Here is a 16,560-nt window from a genome sequence, read left to right on the forward strand (position 1 = left end):
CGAACCACGTGCGCGTCAATGGCCCGCGCAGCCCCTCTTCCGGCTTCCTCACTCCCCTCCGGAATCGGCCGACGGGGACGGGCAGGGCGGCGCGGTCGGGGAGGCGGTGGGCTCGGGGGTCGGTGACCCGGACTCGGTGACGCAGTCGTCCGGTTCGGTGGGCGAGGGGCTCGGGTCGGTCGGGTCGGGCGACGGAGACGGCGTTCCGGTGGGGGTCTCGGCGGGCGGCTCCGAGGGCTCCTGGCCCGTCGGGGACGGCGTCGGCGAGGTGCCGGGGCCCGGAGAGGTGGCGGAGGGCTCGGGGGTGGGCGAGGACGGGCGCGGGGACGGTGCGGGAGTGCCCGGGGTGCTCGGGTCCGGACCGATGACGATGCCTCCGCCGCCCTTGCCCCCGCCGTCCCCGTCCGCAGGTTCCGTCGCCGGAGTGTCGCCGCCCGCGCCGGGGCTGCGGGGGATGACGCCCTTGCCGTCGGGGACGGTGTGCACGCCCTCGCGGTAGAACGTCAGCCAGTACCGGACCAGCCGCAGGTAGGCCCCGGAGTGGTTGTAGCTGAGGACCGCCCGGTCCAGGTCCGCGGCCCGGCCCAGGTCCCGGTCGCCCGCGCACAGGTAGTGCCCGGCCGCCAGGGCCGCGTCGAAGACGTTGTTCGGGTCGGCGCGGCCGTCGCTGTTGCCGTCCGCGCCCCAGCGGGCCCAGGTGGACGGCAGGAACTGCATCGGCCCCACCGCGCGGTCGTAGACCGTGTCTCCGTCGTGGACGCCCCCGTCCGTGTCCCGGATGAGGGCGAAGCCCCTGCCGTCGAGCGGGGGTCCGGTGATCCTGCCCAGGGTGGTGCCGTTCCGGTCGACCGCGCCGCCGCGCGCCTGGCCGGACTCGACCTTGCCGATCGCCGCGAGCAGCTCCCAGGGCAGCCGGCAGCCCGGATCGGTACGGCCGACGGAGGCCTCGGCGGCGCGGTAGGCGCGCAGCACGGTGGCCGGGATGCCGGACTGGGAACGGAGGTCGCGCACGAGCGCCGGGGCGGCCGAGGCGACGTCCGGCGTGCTCAGGGGCGGGAGTTCGGTGTGGTAGGACCCGTCACCCGGGGGGCCGGGCTCGGCGTGGGCGCCGCCGGCGGCCGTCCCGCGTGCGTCGTCGGCGGGCGGCGCGGCATGGGCGTCCCGCACGTCCTCGACGAGTCCGGGCGCCCGGGAGGCGGTCAGGGCCGCCATGGCCGCCACGGTGACGGCGGTCGTCCGCAGTCCCTTGCGGGTACGGCCGGTGCGGGGGCGTCGTGCGCGGCGTACGGGCATGGCTGTCACTCCTGTCGGATGCCGGGGCGGGTGCGCCCGTCGGGGGGGGTCCGTCGGTCGTCCGGCCCTCAGCGGCCGAAGGTGTCGATGCCGGAGACGAGCCACCGTCCGTCGCGCCGGACGACGTCGACGGCGAGCATGGCGCCCGCGTACACGCCCTCGTCGTCCGCGGCCTTCTTGCTCCCGCCGGCGGTGGCGACGCTGCTCTGGTCGGCGTAGACGAGGACCCGGGCCCGGTCTCCGTCGATGCGTTCGACCGCGCTCTCGGTGACCGAGGTGGTGATCACCGCCTTCTGCTCGCCGGCCCGCTCGCGGACGTCGGCGAGCAGGGTGCGGTGCTGACCGACGGCCTTCCCCGTGAGCAGCTCGCGCGCGGCCTTGTCGAAGGCGCCGGGGTCGGCGTGGTCGTAGGAGAAGAGCGATTCGACGGCCTTGGCGGTCTGGCCCTTGATCTCGCTGGTGCGGGCGAGGTCGGTCAGGGCGGTGTTGCGCCGCGCGGGGTCGTCCCGGAGCGACTGGGCCTTCGCGTGCGCCCAGCCGGCGAAGCCGCCGAGGAGCACGGTGAGCACGCAGAGCACGACGAGGCCCACCGGGCGGCGGGACCGGGGGCCGGCGGTCTTGGCCCGGTCCTCGGTGCGGTCCGCCTGCCGGTCCTCGGTCCGGTCCTTGGTCCGGTCCTCGGTCCGGTCAGTGGTCCGGTCCTCGGGCCGGTCCGCCGGCTCCTTCACGGCGATCCGGCTTCCGGCGCCCTCCGGGGTCCCGGCGGAGGCGGGTGGCCGGGTCTCGCGGGCCTGGCGGCGCCGCTGGCGGTTAATGTGGTGACGGGTCGTCGACATCGTGCTGTCCTCTCGGTGCGGCGGCCGGCGCGGGTACGGGACCGGGTCAGCCGGCCGGCGCGCCGCCCACGGGGGCCTGTCCCAGGGCGCTCAGCTTCCACCGGCCCCCGGTACGGGTGAGTTCGCCGAGCATGCGGCTGTCCTTGTCCGTCTTCGCGCCGTCGGACGCCTTGACCGTGACGCGCAGGGCGACCAGCACCCGGGCGCGGCCCGCGCGGTCGTCGAGTTCGGTGACGGCACCCGACAGCACCCGGGCCGTGGTGACCGTCTTCGCCGTCTTCACCTGCTCGGCGAACTCTGTTCGGCCCGACGCGAGTTGATCGTGCAGTTCGCCGGTGGTCGACGACTCCCACAGGTCGAGGCCCTGGCTCAGGTCGCGGTGGTCGAGCGTGTTGAGGTTCTGTACGGCCTGCTCCCCCGCGGCGAGCGCCGCGTCCCGCTGCGCGGCGTAGGCGGTCCGGTCGTCGTGGGCCGCGCGGTACCAGTCGTACCCCGTCCAGGCCGCGCAGCCGCCCGCGGCGAGGGCGAGGACGAGGAGCAGGGCCGGCAGGGGCCGGGTGCGGAGTGCGGTGCGGACGCGGGCCGCGCGTGTCATGGGGTGCTCCAGTCTCCCGCGCATGCGCTAGCGGGCCTTGAGGTCGACGATCAGCCACCGGTCGTTCTCGAGCCGGGCGGTGACGGTGAGCTGGGCGGCCGCGGTGGTGGCCGCGTCGTCGCCGCGGCGGGAGGTCTGGTCGAGGAAGACCAGCAGGCGCGCGCGGTCGCCGTCGAGTTCGATGACCCCGGTGCGAACGGCCCGGGTGCTCAGGGTGACCCGCTGTTCGGTGAGGTCGTCGCGGACCTGGCCGAAGAGGTCCTGGTACTGACGGGCGGCGCGGCCGCCGAGGACGGTGCGCGCGGAGCGCTCGGCGGCCGCGGTGCCGTCGGGTGTGTAGGAGAAGACACGGGCGAGGGCGTTGCCGACCTCGCCGGCCACGCGGTCGGTGGCCTCGGTGTCCGTCAGCGCGCGGTTGCGCGCCGCCCCGTCCGACTCCAACTGATGGGCCCCGTACAGAAACCCGCACCCCCCGGCCACCAACAGGGCAGCCAACCCGCCGAGGAGGACTCCCCGCAGCCGCCCGCCCCGGCCCCACCGCCCCGGCACGCCGACGCCGTCACCCTCGTCGGCGTCGGCATCGGGCTGATCCGCGGAGCCCCCGGAGGCCCCGCCGGCAGGCGCTCCTGCGACGGTGGACGTGTCCGTGTGCCCCGGACCGGAGTCCGGGCCCGGCGCGGGGAGCGCTTCCGAGGGGGTGTCCTTGCGGGTGCCGGCCCCGCGCAGGAGGCGTGGTGGTGTCATCGGGTCCCGTCCTCCCGCTGTCCCGTGAGCGGTACGGCGCTCACCGCCCGCACCTTCCACTCCCCCTCGCCCGTGCGGGCCAGCACCGCCTCCAGGCGTTTGCGGTCGGTGGCCGGCTTCCTCGCCCCGGCGGGGGTGACCTCGACGCGGACGGTGGCGATGAGCTTGGCCGTGCCGGCCCGTGTGTCGAGCGCGGTGACGGCGGCCTCGGTGACCGTGCCGCGCGCCGAGGCGCCCGCCTTCGCCTCCGTGCGGCCCAGCTCCTCGCGCAGGGGCCCGGTGGAGACCTCGCGCCAGGCCAGGATGCCCTTCTCCGCCCGCTGCCGGGTGGCGGCGTCGAGCGTGGTCAGCACGGCGACGCCCGCCCGCCCGTCGGCGAGCGCCCGGTCGCGCTCCCTGCCGTACGCGAGCGCGTCGTCGGTGCGCGCCTGCGCGTACGTCCACGCGCCGGTGCCGCAGAAGCCGGCCGCCAGGGCGAGTGCCACGGCGGTGAGGATCCTGGACCTCCTCGTCCTCATCGCGTGCCCCCGTCCGCCGGGGCGAGGAGTCCCGCCATGTCCGCGGGCGCCTCGCCCGCCTGGCCGGGCAGGGCGAGCGCGCCGGGCAGTGCGGCCGGTCCCGCGGTCCGTGCCCCACCGCTGCCGGAGGGCAGGGTCCCGGGTCTGGCCGGCTCGGGCACCGCGCCGCCCTTCGGGGAGTTGGCCGAGCCGCGCACGTTGGACCCGCCCGCGGCGGAGGCGGTGCAGGCCGCGCCGGTGTTGAGGGCGGGCGCGGTGCCGAGGTCGAGCCCGTTGCGGTAGCGCGTGGCGCCGTATCCGGCCGTGCAGGGCAGGGGGTTGAAGAAGGTGACGGCCATGCCGAAGTTCAGCTTCCCTCCGTCGACGGCGGTGGCCCCGACGGACACGGCCGCCGGGTACTTCACCAGGAGCTCCTCCAGACCACGCTGCCGGGTGACGGCGATCTCGGAGGTGGTGAGCAGATTGGCGAGGACGACGCCGAGGCTCGGGTCGAGGTCCCGCAGCAGGCCGCTGACCTGGGTGGCGGCCTCGGGGGTGACGGCGAGCAGCCGGCGCAGGTCCGCGTCGGAGCCCTTGAGGGTGCGGGCCAGTTCCTTCGCCCCGACGGCGAAGCCGCGGATGGCCTCGCCCTCCTCGGCCTGGGTGCGCAGGACGGTCTCGCCGTCGGTGATGAGCCGGCTGGTGGACGGCAGGGCGCGGTCGGCGGCCTCCACGAAGTCGCCGCCGCTGTCGATCAGGACCTGGAGGTCGTCGCCGTGGCCCTCGAAGGCCTTGCCGAACTCGTCCACGACCGTGCGCAGATCGTCGAGCGGTACGGAGCCGACGAGGTCGTCGACGCTGCTGAGCACGTCGGTGACGGGAGCGGGCACCTCGGTGTCGGCCTGCTCGATACGGGTCCCGTCGGCGAGGTAGGGGCCGCCGTCGCTCTCGGGCCGCAGGTCGATGTACTGCTCGCCCACGGCGGAGAGCCCGGCGACCACGGCCCGGGTGTCGGCGGGGATGCGCGGGGCGGACTTCTTGATGCGCAGTTCGGCGACGACCCCGTCGGCGGTGAGGCCGATCGGGCCGACGCGTCCCACGGAGACGCCCCGGTAGGTGACGTCGGAGTGGGTGAACAGGCCGCCGGTGCGCGGGAGTCGTACGTCGACGGTGTAGTAGTCGGCGACGCCGACGTACCGGCCGAGGTCGGCGTAGCGGATGCCGAGGTAGGAGAGGGCGAGGACGGCGACGAGGAGGAAGGCGAGGTTCTTCAGCCGTACGGCGAGGGTGATCATCCCGTCTCGCCTCCCCGCGTGGCCGCCGGGCCGGTGGCCGTGCCGGTGTCCGTGACGGAGGGCAGGGGCAGCGGCGACGAGTCATCGGGGGACGGCTGCCGCGAGGGGGTTCCGGACGGCGGGGCGGACTCCCCTCCGTCGCTTCCGCGCGCCGCCGTACCGCCGTCCGCCGGGGCGGACGGGGACGGCGTGCCCCGCGGCACCAGCGGCGGGATCACCTGGGTGCCGGGCGCGGCGGCCATGTTCAGGTACACGTTGAGGTAGTCGCCCTTCACGCCCCGCATCACCTCGTCGGTGAACGGGTACGTTAGCAGCACTTCGAGCGAGTCGGGCAGGTCCGTGCCCGCGTCCGCGAGCGACTTCAGGACCGGCGCGATGGCCTTGAGGTCGGCGATCATGTCGTCCTTGCTCGCGTCGATGGTGGAGACGGCCACGCCGGAGAGCGTGTCGAGGGACCGCAGCATGGTCAGCAGGGAGCCGCGCTGCTTCTCCAGGGTCTTCAGTCCGGGCGAGAGATCGGTGAGCACGGTGCCGACGTCGTCCTTGCGGTGGGCGAGGGTCGTGGAGAGCCGGTTGACGGCGTCCAGGGCGTCGGTGATGTCGCCCCGGTGGTCGTCGAGGTCGGTCACCAGGGTGTCGACCCGCTTCAGCGTGGAGCGGACCTGAGGTTCGCGGCCGCCGAGCGCCGCGTTGAGTTCCCGGGTGATGGTCTTGAGCTGGTTGACCCCGCCGCCGTTGAGGAGCAGGGACAGCGCGCCGAACACCTCCTCGACCTCGGTGTTGCGGCTGGTGCGGGAGACCGGGATGACGGCCCCGTCCTCCAGCCGCCCGGCCGCGGACCCGCGGCCGGGCGCGACGAGCTGGACGTACTTCTCCCCCAGCAGGCTGGACTGTTCGAGCCGGGCGGTGGCGTCCGCGGGGAGGCGCACCTCACCGTTGATCCTCATGGTGACGCGGGCCGACCAGTCGTCGCGGCCCAGTTCGACCGCGGTGACCCGGCCGACGGCGACGTCGTTGACCTTCACCGCGGAGTGCGGGACCAGGCTGAGCACGTCCTGGAGTTCGGCGGTGACGGTGTAGGGGTGGTCGCCGAGGTCGGCGCCGCCGGGCAGCGGCAGGTCCTCGATGCCGTCGAAGCGCGGCAGGTCGACGGTGACCGCGCCGAGGGCCAGGGTGAAGCCGAGGCCGAGGGCGAGCAGCCCGCCCACCGTGAGGCCGGCCGCGCCGCCCGTGGTGAGCAGGGAGCGCCGCACCGACCCGCGGCGCCGTCCGGATCGTTCCGTGCCGCGCTTCACCGCTCCCCCTTCCCGGTGGCGGAGCCGCCCGTGGCGGGCAGCGGCAGCAGGGGGCCGCCCATGCTGATCTCGTTGAGGTTGGCGCGGCCGTCCAGGGTGCGGCTGTCGGGGTTGTAGGCCTGCACCAGGTTGCCCGTGGCCAGCGGCGCCACGTCCAGCGCCTCGGCGAGCGAGGCCCGCTGTTCGACGAGGGTCCGGGTGAGCGGCACGAGCCGGTCGACGTTCTCGGCGAGCTCGCCCCGGTTGTCCTCGACGAACGTCTTGACCTGGCCGAGGGCCTTGCCGAGTTCCTTCAGCGCACCGGCGAGGTCGTCCTTGTTGTCGGCGAAGAAGCCGACGACCTCGTCCAGGCGTTCCTGCGCGGTGCGCACGTCGGTGTCCTTCTCCTTCAGCATGGTGGTGAAGGTCTGGAGCCTGCGCAGCGTGCCGAACAGGTCGCCGCTGCTGCCGTCCAGGGTCTTGGCCGCCTTGCCGAACTCCTCGACGGTCTCGCCGATGGCCTCGCCGTTGCCGTCGAGGTTGGCGGCGCCGGTGCTCAGCAGGTCGGACAGGGCGCCGTCGGCGTTGGCGCCGTCCGGGCCCAGGGTCTCGCCGAGTTCGGTGATCGACGCGTAGAGCTGGTCGATCTCCACGGGCGTGCGGTTGCGCGCGGCCGGCAGGACGGCGCCCTCGGCGAGGGCGGGGCCCGAGCTGTAGGCGGGGGTGAGCTGCACATAGCGGTCGGCGACGATGCTCCCCGCGACGACGACGGCCCGCGCGCCCTCGGGGACCTTGACGCCCTCGTCCAGGAGGAGGCCGACGCGTACCGTGGTGCCCCGCGGCCGCACCGACTCGACCTCGCCGACCCGCACACCGAGGATGCGCAGGTCGGACCCGGCGTAGACGCCGACGGCGCGGTCGAAGTAGGCGGTGATCCGGGTGCCGTCGGAGTCAAGGACCCGGGCGGTGGTCAGGCCGGCGGTGACGAGCACCACGAGGACGAGCACACCGGTGAGGACTCTTCCGCGTCTGCTCATCGCTCACCGCTCCCCTTGGCCGCCGTCTGTTCCGGCGGTACGCAGCCGGTGTCGGGCAGGGACGTCTCGGGCAGGTAGTCGCGGGGCACCACGCCGCACAGGTAGCTGTCGAACCAGCGGCCGTTGCCGAGGGTGTTGTTGACGAGGCGGTAGTACGGGCCGACCAGTGCGAGGGTCTTGCCGAGCTGGGTGTTGTTCTTCTCCAGGACGCCGGTGACCCGGCCGAGGGCCTTGAGGGTCGGGCCGAGCTCCTTCTCGTTGTCCTCGACGAGGCCGCCGAGTTCCCTGCCGAGTTCCCGGCTGCCCTTGAGCAGGGCGCGGATGGACTTGCGGCGGTCGCGGAGTTCGCCGAGCAGCGAGCCGCCGTCCTCCAGGAGGGTCTCGAAGCTGGACTTGTGGTTCTCCAGGGTCTTGGTGAACCGGGCGCTGCCCTTGAGGAGTTCGGAGAGTTCCGCGTCACGCTTGGAGACGGACTTCGACAGGGCGGACAGGCCGTCGGCGGCGTTGCGCACATGGGGCGGGGAGTTCTCGAAGGTGTCGGAGATGGTCTCGAAGCTCTCCGCGAGCCGCCGGGTGTCGATGTCCCCGACGGTGGAGCCGAGGTCCTGGAACGCCTGTGTCACGTCGTAGGGGGAGGTGGTGCGGGTCAGCGGGATGCGGGTGCCGGGGTCCTGCCGGCGGGAGCCGAGCGGGTCGAGGGCCAGGTACTTGTCGCCGAGGAGGGTCTTGATGGCGATGGCGGCGGTCGTCCGGTCGCCGATCCAGGCGTCCTCGACCTCGAAGGTGACCTTCACCCTGGCGCCGTCGAGAGCGACGCCGGTGACCCGGCCCGCCTTGACGCCGGCGATGCGCACCTCGTCGCCCTCGTCGAGGCCGGCGGCCTCGGAGAAGTCGGCGCTGTACTGCGTGCCGCCGCCGAACGGCAGCCGGTCGACGCGGTAGACGAGGGCGGCGAGGAGGGCGAGGGCGGCCAGTCCGACGACGCCGACGGCGACCGGGTTGCGTTCCTTGACCGGCTTGATGCGCGGGCGCCGGGGCCGCTCGGCCCGTTCGCCCCGTGTGAAGGGTCTCATCCGCGGCACCTCGGTTCGGTCAGCGCGATGCCGGTCGGCGGTTCCGAGCCGTCGGAGGTGGTCACTCCGCTCACCCGTGCCTCGCAGAGGTAGAGGTTGAACCACGATCCGTAGGACGACAGGCGGGCCAGGGCGGTCATCTTGGCGGGGCTGCGTTCGAGGAAGTCCTCGATCTGCCCGGTGTGTTCGCCGAGCCCCGTGGAGAGCCGGCCCAGTTCGCGGATGTCCCGCTGGAGGGGGGCGCGCCCGTCCTCGAGGAGTCCCGCGGTGGCGGTGGTCAGCTCGCCCATGGCCTCGACCGCCTCGCCGAGGGGCTTGCGGTCGCCGTTGAAGCCGGTGACGAGGGACCGCAGCGTGACGACGAGGTCGTCGAAGCCGTCCTCACGGTCGTTGAGGGTGCCGAGGACGGTGGTGAGGTTCTCGACGACGGCGCCGATCACCTTGTCCTTGGCGGCCACGGTCCTGCTGAGCGAGCCGACGTGGCGGATCAGGCTGTCGACGGTGGCGCCCTCGCCCTGGAGCACCTGCACGATCGATCCGGCGAGTTCGTTGACGTCCTTCGGGGACAGCCCCTCGAACAGCGGCTTGAACCCGTTGAAGAGCAGCGTCAGGTCGAGGGCGGGCGTGGTGCGGTCGAGCGGGATGGTGTCGCCCGCCTCGAGCGTGCCGGTGAGGTCGCCGGCGCCGCGGTCGAGGGCGACGTAGCGCTGGCCGACCATGTTGAGGTACTTCACGGAGGCGGTGGCCGACCGGGGCAGCCGGCGGTCCTCGCGCACCGTGAAGGTGACCTGTGCGGTGCGCCGTTGCACGACGCGGACGTCGGTCACCTCACCGACCTCCACCCCGGAGATCCTTACGCTGTCGCCGTCGACGAGTCCGGTGACGTCGGTGAACAGGGCCTTGTACGAGCGGGTGCCGCCGCTGACGCCGGTGTCGGCGACGCTGAGGCCGAGCACCGTCGTGGCGAGGGCGGTGACCAGCACGAAGGCGAGGGACTTGAGCAGCGGCCCGGTCAGCGGGCGGCGCCGGGTGTGGGCGTGGTCCGTCGCGGTCATCCGAGGGTCACCTCCGTGCCGCGGTAGGCCGGGCCGACCAGCAGGCTGCTCCAGTCGGGCAGTTCACCGGGGTTCCGGCCGGCGTCGGGCGCGAGCAGTTCGTTGACGAGGTCGTTCTCCTGGGGGGAGTTGGCGGGACCGAGGTCCTGTCCGGCCGCCGCGGCCGGTGCCGTGGTCCCGGCCAGGGAGCCGAGGTAGGGCACGGAGGGGCAGCGGGGGCCGCCGCCGGAGTCGTACACCGGGGTGTCGCGGCCGGGGCGGTAGGCGCCGCGCGAGGGCACGGAGGTGACGTCCACGTGGATGCCGGGCCGGTCGGTGCCCTTGCCGAGCGCCTTGTCCATGGCGGGCACGAACTCGGCGAGGGTGCGCAGGGTGCAGGGGAAGGAGGAGGAGTACTCGGCGAGCAGTTCCAGGGTGGGCCGGCCGGAGGCGCCGAGCCGGATGATGTTGTCCTTGTTCTTCCGCAGGAAGGCGGTCATGTCCTCGGCCGTCCGGGTGGTGGCGCCGAGCGTGGTGGCGTACTCGGCCTCCTGCTCGGCGAGGGTGCCGCTGGTGGTGGTGAAGTCGGTGAGCGCCGTGATGATGTCGGGTGCGGCGTCCGCGTAGACATGGCTGACCTTCACGAGCTCCTTGAGGTCCCGGTTGAGGGCGGGCAGGTGCGGGTTGAACTCCTCCAGGTGCGCGTCCAGCCGGACGAGCGTGTCGCCGAGCCGGTCCCCGCGGCCCTCCAGGGCCTGCGAGACGGCCGACAGGGTCGCGGAGAGCTTCTGCGGCTGGACCGCGGTGAGCATCGGCAGGACGTCGTCGAGGACCTGCTGGAGTTCGACGGCGTTCTCGGAGCGGTCCTGGGGGATGACCGCTCCGGCGGCCAGCGGCCGGCCGGAGGGGGCCGGCGGCGGCACCAGGGCCACGAACCGTTCCCCGAACAGGGTGGTCGGCAGCATCTGCGCGCGGACGTCGGAGGGCACGTCGTCGAGGGCGCCGGGCTTCATCGCGAGGGTGAGCCGGGCCCCGTCGCCGGTGGCCTCGACGGCGCGGACCTCGCCGACGACCACGCCGCGCAGTTTGACCTCGGCGCCCAGGTGCATCTCGTTGCCGACGCTGCCGGTCTCGACGACCACCGGGTCGGAGTCGGTGAACTTCTTGTCGTAGACGGCGACGGCCAGCCACACCAGCAGGGCGGGCACCAGCAGGAACACCACGCCGGCGAGGCGGTGGCGTGTCGTCGCCGCGCTGTTCGCGTTCATCTCACCCCGCCACCTTCACGGTCGTGGTCGCGCCCCACAGGGCGAGCGACAGGAAGAAGTCGGTGACGCTGATCAGCACGATGGCGTTGCGCACGGAGCGCCCGACGGCCACGCCGACCCCGGCGGGGCCACCGGTGGCCCGGTAGCCGTAGTAGCAGTGGGCGAGGATCACCATCACGCTGAAGATCAGCACCTTCAGCACCGAGAGCAGGACGTCGGTCGGGGAGAGGAAGAGGGCGAAGTAGTGGTCGTAGGTGCCCCGGGACTGGCCGTTGAACAGCACGGTCACGTAGCGGGACGCCAGGTAGGAGGAGAGCAGCCCGATGGCGTAGAGCGGGACGATGGCGACGACCCCGGCGATGATGCGCGTGGTGACCAGGTAGGGCATGGAGCGGATGCCCATGCCTTCGAGTGCGTCGACCTCCTCGTTGATGCGCATGGCGCCGAGCTGGGCGGTGAAGCCGGCGCCGACGGTCGCGGAGAGGGCGAGTCCGGCGACGAGGGGGGCGATCTCGCGGGTGTTGAAGTAGGCGGAGACGAATCCGGTGAACGCGGCCGTGCCGATCTGGTCGAGGGCCGCGTAGCCCTGGAGCCCGACGACGGTCCCGGTGAAGAGCGTCATCGCGATCATCACGCCGATGGTGCCGCCGATGACGCCCAGGCCGCCGGAGCCGAAGGCGACCTCGGCGAGGAGGCGCTGCACCTCCTTGAGGTAGCGGTGCAGGGTGCGCGGGACCCAGAGCAGCGCCCGGGCGTAGAAGAGCAGGTGGTCGCCGGAGCGGTCGAGCCAGACGAACGGGGAGGCCATCGGGCCTCAGCCTCCCTTCGGCGGGACGATCTGGAGGTAGATGCCCGTCATCACCATGTTCACGAAGAAGAGCAGGAGGAAGGTGATGACGACGGACTGGTTGACGGCGTCGCCGACTCCCTTGGGGCCGCCGCGCGGGTTGAGGCCGCGGTAGGCGGCGACGATGCCCGCGATGAACCCGAAGACCAGCGCCTTGAGTTCGCTGATGTACAGGTCGGAGAGCTGGGCGAGGGCGGAGAAGCTGGACAGGTAGGCGCCGGGGGTGCCGTCCTGCATGACGACGTTGAAGAAGTAGCCGCCGAGCGTGCCGACGACGGAGACCAGTCCGTTGAGCAGGACCGCCACGCCCATGGTGGCCAGCACCCGTGGCACGACGAGGCGTTGCACGGGCGAGACGCCCATGACCTCCATGGCGTCGAGTTCCTCGCGGATCTTGCGGGAGCCGAGGTCGGCGCAGATGGCGGAGCCGCCGGCGCCGGCGATCAGCAGGGCCACGATGAGCGGGCTCGCCTGCTGGACGACGGCGAGGACGCTGGCGCCTCCGGTGAACGACTGGGCGCCCAGCTGCTGGGTCAGGGATCCGACCTGGAGCGCGATGACGGCGCCGAAGGGGATCGAGACGAGCGCGGCGGGCAGGATGGTGACGCCGGCGATGAACCAGAACTGCTCGATGAACTCGCGGAACTGGAAGGGTCTCCGGAAGACGGCGCGGCTCACCTCGGCGGCGAGCGCGAAGAGCCGGCCGGTCTGCCGGAGCGCACCGGTGATCATGCGCCGCTCCCGGCCGCGGGCATCGGCAGGGTGGGCGCCGCGGCGCCCTCCGCGTAGGTCCTGCGGATCGCGGTGCGCGCGGCCGGCGGCAACTGGTCGATCATGCCCAGGACCCGCTCGCGGCGCCGGGTGACGGCACGGCGCGGCGGGAGTCCGGGCGACGGCTCCAGTTGCGGCACGATCGTCCGGGGCCGGGGCCCGGCGGTGGACGCGGCGTCCGCCTCGGCGGCGAGGGCGGCCGCGTCCTTCTCCTCGGACATCCCGATCGGGCCCTCGCGCCGGCCGGCGAGGAACTGGGCCACGACCGGCTCCTCGCTGGTGAGGAGCACCTCGCGCGGGCCGAAGGTGACCAGCTCGCGCCGGAAGAGCATCCCCATGTTGTCGGGGACCGTGGCGGCGATGTCGAGGTTGTGGGTGACGATCAGCATCGTCGCGTCGATCTGCGCGTTGAGGTCGATCAGCAGCTGGGAGAGGTAGGCGGTGCGGACCGGGTCGAGCCCGGAGTCGGGTTCGTCGCAGAGGATGATCTGCGGGTCCAGCACCAGCGCGCGGGCCAGGCCGGCCCGTTTGCGCATGCCACCGCTGATCTCCCCGGGGAGCTTGCCCTCCGCGCCCAGCAGCCCGACCACCTCGATCCGCTCCATGACGACGCGGCGGATCTCGGACTCCTTCTTGCGGGTGTGCTCGCGCAGCGGGAAGGCGATGTTGTCGAAGAGGGACATGGAGCCGAAGAGGGCGCCGTCCTGGAACATGAGACCGAACAATTTCCGGGTCTCGTATATGTCCCTCTCGGGGCTGTTCACCATGTCCACCCCGTTGATGAGGACACGGCCCTTCTCGGGTTTGAGCAGCCCTATCAGCGACTTCAGGAAAACGGTCTTCCCGGTGCCGGACGGCCCCAGCATCACGCTGACCTCTCCGGCAGGAAGAGTGAGTGTCACGTCCTGCCAGATGCTCTGCTTACCGAAGGACTTGGTCAGACCCTCGACCACCACTTCGATTCCCATATCACCTCCAGCGGACGCGTGTCGGACATGCGCGGCGGGCGCACGTTATGTCGGTGCGGAACGCGAGGACAACGGGTGTGCGCCGGCTCCCCGCCGCCCTCCCGGAATTTGTCACCGCGCAGACAACATGCCGAGCCCGTACTTGTCTCCGGGGAGACAGGCAGGGCCCCGCGGCTCCGGGGGGTGTGGATCCGCGGGGCCCTGCCGACGGACGTCCGGTCGGAGCAGGAGGGCGCGGCCGGAACGCATCCGTCATGGCTCCGGCCGACGGGGGCCACCGAACCGGAACCGAGCACGACACCGGCACGTTACGACCGAGTAACCTCGGCGGGCAACACCGGAATCCGAGTTTTCCGGGACCCGCGGTCCAGCCATCGGCAACCCCTCATCGCGCAGACAAATCACGGCCCGGAATTTGTCACCGGGCGAGCATTCCGGCGGGATTCCGGATGCCGCGCGGGACGCCCCCGAGTCACCCGGCGAAACCGTGGACATTGATACTCGATGACTAAGTCGGCCCGTGAGCGACTCACCTGGGAAACAGGTGGTTGCGGTTTTCAAAGAATCATGAACGGTGCCATTGTTCGGCCAAGTTTCCCGCAAGTAACGTCGTTGCTCGCGGACAGGGACCACCGAGCCGCGGGCCGCACGGCCTTCCCTCGAACGATCCGGCCACGGCCCATCTCTGCCGGCCAATCACAAGGAGATTCCCGAGTCATGAAGAAGAACACGAGAAGGTTCGCCGTCGTGGCGGGTGCGGCCGCGGCCGCCTTCGGTCTCGCCGTGGCTCCCGCCTCGGCGGTGCCCTCCACGGTGTGGACCGTCACCCCGTCGGGCGCCTACACGGCGACGAACAGCGGCAACATCGTGCTGACCGCCACCATTCCGATGACGTGCACGACGTCGGGCGCCTCGGGCAGCATGGCGAGCACCACGGGCAACCCGGCCACGGTCGCCACCATCAACGCCATCAACTTCGGCACCGCCACGTCGCCGTGCACCAGTGTGCTGGGCAACGTGACCACCGTGGCGGTCACCCCCTGGACCGTGGTCGCGCAGGACTACACCGCCGCGACCGGCGTCACCAAGGGCTACATCGGCAACGTCAAGGCCAACGTGACCGCGGGCGCCTGCAAGTTCACGGTGACGGGCAAGGCCTCGGCCACCTACACCAACTCCACCGGCATCCTGGCCGTCAGCAGCGTCTCCGGCGAGCTGGTCGTCAGCAGCCCGGTCAACTGCGGCACCGTGGTCACCACCGCCACCAAGCCCATCTTCAAGGGCAACTACGCCATCAAGGCGTCGAACGGCTCCATCCCGACCATCGTCGGCTCCAACCCGTAAGGCGCCATCCTCCGCGAACGCCCGGCCGGATGCTCCGGCCGGGCGTTCGCGGGACGTCCGTGCCGGATTCCGCCGGAGTCGGCTTCCGAACAACTGGAGTGGAGCTGTATGAAAGGCCCCCGTCCCGCCGTGCCGCGACCTTCCCGCGTCCGCACCAGGAGCACGGCGGTCGTCGCGTTCGCTGTGCTGGCCGCGATGGTCCCGGCCGCGTCCTCCGTCGCGGGCACCCAGGAAGTCGACACCGAACTCCCCTACCTCTGCGCCTTCCCGACCGGACGGTTCCCCGCCGAGGTACGGATCTCGGCGGCCTTCCCGGACCGGGTGGAGGCGGGCGAGGCGATCTCGCCGGCCGGTGTCACCACCACCGTGGAGCTGCCGGCGGAGGCGGTCGCGGAGCTCACCGCGCTCGAGGCGGTCAGCGCGCGGGCCGCCACCCGTCTCACCGTCGGCGTCGCCCAGAACGAGGCGGCCGCCGAGGCGACCTGGCGCGGCACCGCGGAGCCGGTGACCCTTCCCTCGTCCGGACCGCTGACGCTCACCGCGACGGGTGACGTCCCGTCGGTGACCGGGCGGAGCGACGGCGCCCTGGCCTTCTCCGCCGGGAACCTCGCCGTCGACCTGGCGCTCGACGCCGCGGAGGGGGCCACCGCCGATCCCGGTGCGCTGACCGTCGACTGCTCCCCCGAACGGGACGCTCCGGAGGAACTGCTGCTGGCCACCGTCCAGGTCGGCACGGACGAGCCGGACGGCTCGCCGTCCCCGCCCGGCGCCTCCCCCGGCACACCGGACCCGTCTTCCAGCACACCGGGCGGAGGGGAGGACCGGCAGGGCGACCGCGCCCCGGAGGTGACGGACGCCCCGTCCGGCGCCGCCGCGGACCGCGACGCACCGCCGTGCCGGTACGACGACGAGCACCCGCCCACACCGGCGTCGCTGAACGCCTACATCACGGGCCACACCAACGTGAAGAAGCTGAAGGGCGCCTCGCTCCTGCCGCCGTCCTGCATGCTGATCGAGCAGGGGAACCCGGTGGACGGCCCGCCCGACCCGGACCACCTCATCTTCGACACCGCCTCGCACGGCGACTTCCACTACCAGGGGCGCAAGCAGACCCCGCCCTTCCGGAGCACCTTCCTGACGTTCGGCTTCACCCCCGTGACGGCCACGATGGTGCTGGAGCAGAAGGGCACCGTCACCATCGACTCGCGCATCAAGCTGCGCCTGTCCGACTTCAGGACGATCACGGACACCTACGTCCGGGCTCCGCTGACCCTCCGGGTGACCGCCCTGGAGGTCAACGGAACCCCGCTGGACGTCGGCCCCGCCTGCAGGACCGAGACACCCCTCACCTCGGCCGACCCGGATCCCGCGAACCATCCCGGCGACCACCTGGTGCTGTACGGCAGGGGCGAGCAGGACCTCGGCCTGCCGGCCACCGGCTACCTGCTGCTCTCCGGCGGCACCCTGTCCGGTGAGGCGACCATCCCGGCCTTCACCGGCTGCGGCGCCGACGAGGACCTCGACCGTCTCCTCACCGCCTCCATCTCCGGTCCCGGCAACGAGATCCTCCAGGTCCAGGGCCAGACCTGCAGCATCGCCAACCCGGTGTTCGGGGACGAGTTCAACGCCCCCCAGTGCACCAGCGACCTGCAGCCGTACGTGATTCCCGTCCCCGAACGCTGAG

At 72.6% G+C, this 16,560-nt stretch carries 16 protein-coding genes; 2 read left to right on the forward strand and 14 right to left on the reverse strand.

The genetic code is table 11. From position 1 onward, the window contains the following. Positions 1-48 precede the first annotated feature (48 nt). The 14 genes from CNQ36_RS11055 to CNQ36_RS11120 form a co-directional block, all read right to left on the reverse strand. Positions 49-1,293, reverse strand: a complete 1,245-nt coding sequence (locus tag CNQ36_RS11055) for a lytic transglycosylase domain-containing protein (protein ID WP_121545861.1) — start codon at positions 1,291-1,293, stop codon at positions 49-51. A 68-nt stretch (positions 1,294-1,361) separates the two neighbouring features. Beyond that, positions 1,362-2,129 carry a hypothetical protein gene (locus tag CNQ36_RS11060; protein WP_121545862.1) on the reverse strand — a complete coding sequence of 256 codons (768 nt, stop codon included), beginning with the start codon at positions 2,127-2,129 and terminating at the stop codon, positions 1,362-1,364. A gap of 46 nt (positions 2,130-2,175) precedes the next feature. After that, positions 2,176-2,724 (reverse strand): hypothetical protein, encoded by a 549-nt coding sequence (locus tag CNQ36_RS11065; RefSeq protein WP_121545863.1) that lies wholly within the window; start codon positions 2,722-2,724, stop codon positions 2,176-2,178. A gap of 27 nt (positions 2,725-2,751) precedes the next feature. After that, entirely contained in the window at positions 2,752-3,468 is a 717-nt protein-coding gene (locus CNQ36_RS34655; RefSeq protein WP_163013237.1) for a nuclear transport factor 2 family protein, read from the reverse strand. Beyond that, on the reverse strand, positions 3,465-3,986 hold the full coding sequence (locus CNQ36_RS11075; protein ID WP_121545865.1) for a hypothetical protein: 522 nt from the start codon (positions 3,984-3,986) through the stop codon (positions 3,465-3,467). The genes CNQ36_RS34655 and CNQ36_RS11075 overlap by 4 nt, the downstream gene beginning before the upstream one ends. Then, positions 3,983-5,260 (reverse strand): MCE family protein, encoded by a 1,278-nt coding sequence (locus tag CNQ36_RS11080; protein WP_121545866.1) that lies wholly within the window; start codon positions 5,258-5,260, stop codon positions 3,983-3,985. Before CNQ36_RS11080 ends, CNQ36_RS11075 begins: the two co-directional genes overlap by 4 nt. Further along, the gene (locus tag CNQ36_RS11085) at positions 5,257-6,513 is read right to left on the reverse strand and encodes an MCE family protein (protein ID WP_121548427.1); all 1,257 of its coding nucleotides are present in this window, start codon (positions 6,511-6,513) and stop codon (positions 5,257-5,259) included. Before CNQ36_RS11085 ends, CNQ36_RS11080 begins: the two co-directional genes overlap by 4 nt. Positions 6,514-6,551: 38 nt before the next feature. Then, positions 6,552-7,571 (reverse strand): MCE family protein, encoded by a 1,020-nt coding sequence (locus CNQ36_RS11090; RefSeq protein WP_121545867.1) that lies wholly within the window; start codon positions 7,569-7,571, stop codon positions 6,552-6,554. After that, positions 7,568-8,644, reverse strand: coding sequence for an MCE family protein (locus tag CNQ36_RS11095; protein WP_004931639.1), 1,077 nt, complete (start codon positions 8,642-8,644; stop codon positions 7,568-7,570). Before CNQ36_RS11095 ends, CNQ36_RS11090 begins: the two co-directional genes overlap by 4 nt. Next, on the reverse strand, positions 8,641-9,699 hold the full coding sequence (locus CNQ36_RS11100) for an MCE family protein (RefSeq protein WP_121545868.1): 1,059 nt from the start codon (positions 9,697-9,699) through the stop codon (positions 8,641-8,643). The genes CNQ36_RS11095 and CNQ36_RS11100 overlap by 4 nt, the downstream gene beginning before the upstream one ends. Next, a complete protein-coding gene (locus tag CNQ36_RS11105) occupies positions 9,696-10,946 on the reverse strand; it encodes an MCE family protein (protein ID WP_121545869.1) in 1,251 nt (416 codons plus the stop codon). Before CNQ36_RS11105 ends, CNQ36_RS11100 begins: the two co-directional genes overlap by 4 nt. A gap of 1 nt (position 10,947) precedes the next feature. Further along, complete coding sequence (locus tag CNQ36_RS11110; protein WP_121545870.1) at positions 10,948-11,754, reverse strand: MlaE family ABC transporter permease; 807 nt, start codon at positions 11,752-11,754, stop codon at positions 10,948-10,950. 6 nt (positions 11,755-11,760) lie between these two features. Beyond that, positions 11,761-12,525, reverse strand: a complete 765-nt coding sequence (locus CNQ36_RS11115) for an MlaE family ABC transporter permease (protein WP_004931630.1) — start codon at positions 12,523-12,525, stop codon at positions 11,761-11,763. Continuing rightward, positions 12,522-13,532, reverse strand: coding sequence for an ABC transporter ATP-binding protein (locus CNQ36_RS11120; protein ID WP_004931628.1), 1,011 nt, complete (start codon positions 13,530-13,532; stop codon positions 12,522-12,524). The genes CNQ36_RS11115 and CNQ36_RS11120 overlap by 4 nt, the downstream gene beginning before the upstream one ends. A gap of 717 nt (positions 13,533-14,249) precedes the next feature. On the opposite strand from CNQ36_RS11120, the gene CNQ36_RS11125 reads away from it, so the two are divergent. Both CNQ36_RS11125 and CNQ36_RS11130 read left to right on the forward strand, forming a co-directional pair. After that, on the forward strand, positions 14,250-14,876 hold the full coding sequence (locus CNQ36_RS11125) for a hypothetical protein (protein WP_004931626.1): 627 nt from the start codon (positions 14,250-14,252) through the stop codon (positions 14,874-14,876). Positions 14,877-14,984: 108 nt separating this feature from the next. Further along, positions 14,985-16,559 (forward strand): DUF6801 domain-containing protein, encoded by a 1,575-nt coding sequence (locus CNQ36_RS11130; protein WP_121545871.1) that lies wholly within the window; start codon positions 14,985-14,987, stop codon positions 16,557-16,559. Position 16,560: the final 1 nt, after the last annotated feature.

Origin of the sequence: Streptomyces fungicidicus (assembly GCF_003665435.1) — a bacterium.
Lineage (GTDB): Bacteria > Actinomycetota > Actinomycetes > Streptomycetales > Streptomycetaceae > Streptomyces > Streptomyces fungicidicus.

Bases quoted from the DNA above. Each gene is read 5' to 3' on its own strand.
- CNQ36_RS11090 (WP_121545867.1), bottom strand. From the start codon at position 7,571: ATGAGCAGACGCGGAAGAGTCCTCACCGGTGTGCTCGTCCTCGTGGTG.
- CNQ36_RS11100 (WP_121545868.1), bottom strand. From the start codon at position 9,699: ATGACCGCGACGGACCACGCCCACACCCGGCGCCGCCCGCTGACCGGG.
- CNQ36_RS11095 (WP_004931639.1), bottom strand. From the start codon at position 8,644: ATGAGACCCTTCACACGGGGCGAACGGGCCGAGCGGCCCCGGCGCCCG.
- CNQ36_RS11115 (WP_004931630.1), bottom strand. From the start codon at position 12,525: ATGATCACCGGTGCGCTCCGGCAGACCGGCCGGCTCTTCGCGCTCGCC.
- CNQ36_RS11060 (WP_121545862.1), bottom strand. From the start codon at position 2,129: ATGTCGACGACCCGTCACCACATTAACCGCCAGCGGCGCCGCCAGGCC.
- CNQ36_RS11120 (WP_004931628.1), bottom strand. From the start codon at position 13,532: ATGGGAATCGAAGTGGTGGTCGAGGGTCTGACCAAGTCCTTCGGTAAG.
- CNQ36_RS34655 (WP_163013237.1), bottom strand. From the start codon at position 3,468: ATGACACCACCACGCCTCCTGCGCGGGGCCGGCACCCGCAAGGACACC.
- CNQ36_RS11105 (WP_121545869.1), bottom strand. From the start codon at position 10,946: ATGAACGCGAACAGCGCGGCGACGACACGCCACCGCCTCGCCGGCGTG.
- CNQ36_RS11110 (WP_121545870.1), bottom strand. From the start codon at position 11,754: ATGGCCTCCCCGTTCGTCTGGCTCGACCGCTCCGGCGACCACCTGCTC.
- CNQ36_RS11080 (WP_121545866.1), bottom strand. From the start codon at position 5,260: ATGATCACCCTCGCCGTACGGCTGAAGAACCTCGCCTTCCTCCTCGTC.
- CNQ36_RS11125 (WP_004931626.1), top strand. From the start codon at position 14,250: ATGAAGAAGAACACGAGAAGGTTCGCCGTCGTGGCGGGTGCGGCCGCG.
- CNQ36_RS11075 (WP_121545865.1), bottom strand. From the start codon at position 3,986: ATGAGGACGAGGAGGTCCAGGATCCTCACCGCCGTGGCACTCGCCCTG.
- CNQ36_RS11055 (WP_121545861.1), bottom strand. From the start codon at position 1,293: ATGCCCGTACGCCGCGCACGACGCCCCCGCACCGGCCGTACCCGCAAG.
- CNQ36_RS11065 (WP_121545863.1), bottom strand. From the start codon at position 2,724: ATGACACGCGCGGCCCGCGTCCGCACCGCACTCCGCACCCGGCCCCTG.
- CNQ36_RS11130 (WP_121545871.1), top strand. From the start codon at position 14,985: ATGAAAGGCCCCCGTCCCGCCGTGCCGCGACCTTCCCGCGTCCGCACC.